Annotated in this window: 1 protein-coding gene and 1 pseudogene; both read left to right on the forward strand. The window is 36.4% G+C overall.

All coding sequences use genetic code 11. The features are described 5' to 3' along the window. Window positions 1–210, forward strand: a 210-nt coding sequence (locus CVN76_RS31555) for a hypothetical protein (protein WP_100530068.1), incomplete at its 5' end; no start/stop codon positions are given. A 95-nt stretch (window positions 211–305) separates the two neighbouring features. After that, a pseudogene (locus CVN76_RS00355) lies at window positions 306–398 on the forward strand (organic solvent tolerance protein OstA); the annotation flags it as partial.

Genomic DNA, 398 nt, shown 5'->3' on the forward strand with positions numbered 1-398 from the left:
TGGACTGTTTACTCTACTGTGCCGAAACACATTCGAAAACTCACTAATTTAACAGAGCTAATCGTCCTAGAATCGGAGGATGATAGACCGATAGCCGTTAGGGGAACATTGACGGAAAAACAGGTCACCATGAAAAAAGAACGGGTCTACACAGATGAACAAAGGGAAAGAGCTGCTGAAAGGCTATCTAAGGCTAGAAACGCTTTATAAATAAAGGAAAACTTTTATTAACTCGCTAAACAGGACTAATTAGTCCACTTATACATTTAATCAAAAATAACGGTTATTAATAGGAGGAATTATCAATGGCAAAAGTACAACTTAATCAAAAGGAACAACATTATGCAGATACTCGTGAAGAGGCAGAGGAAATTGTTTCAGATGCTAAAAAAAATAAC

This window comes from Bacillus sp. mrc49 (genome assembly GCF_002803435.1).